General features: G+C 43.0%; 2 protein-coding genes. Both read right to left on the bottom strand.

The annotated features are described in order from the left end of the window. Positions 1 to 321: DotU family type IV/VI secretion system protein (locus R7R78_RS27515; RefSeq protein WP_225474782.1), on the bottom strand; the 321-nt coding region annotated here is incomplete at its 3' end. Between the two features lie 11 nt (positions 322 to 332). Then, on the bottom strand, positions 333 to 619 hold a 287-nt coding region (gene tssK, locus R7R78_RS27520), incomplete at its 5' end, for a type VI secretion system baseplate subunit TssK (RefSeq protein WP_225474783.1).

Below are 619 nucleotides of genomic sequence, written 5' to 3' on the forward strand. Positions count from 1 at the left end.
ATAACGTGCGGTATCAATGGTTTCCAGGTCAACATCATGTTGACGCAGACGATTCTCATAATCCCTAAGTTTTTGCGCGAGCGTTTCTTTAAGAAACAAAGGATCGGAATGAGTAGCTGTTGCTCTGATTTGTCCAATAATCGAAAGTAGACCATTAGCTTCTGCCAATAGTGGATTATCTCCATAAGCAACAACTGAATCGTTGTTAACCAACTCAGGGCTTTTGGATATCACAACAGTACTGTCTGCTGATCTTTGAGGCTGAGCTTTAGATACAGCCGCTCTTCCGCCAGGAGTAGGTTTTACTATCGTCTGTTCCATACTTACCACTTTTATTGATTAATGCTCCAAAGCTCTATGTCCGGATTTGGGAAATGACCAGATAAATGCAGTGCAATACCACCGCTGTCTTTAAGTCGCATCCAGAATGGCCCCTTCTTAACGACCTCAAAATAAACATACCCCGTTTGATATGGAATCTGTCGTGGCACGACACTTAAAGGAGCTACGTTAATTCCATTAATCTGGTTGTTGATTAGATCTCTAATCTGCTCTACCGGACCAAGCTTCAATTGCGCAGGGACTAAGCGTCTAATCTCATCCGTTGTTGTGTCCGCTT

Source organism: Vibrio sp. 2134-1, from assembly GCF_033339495.1.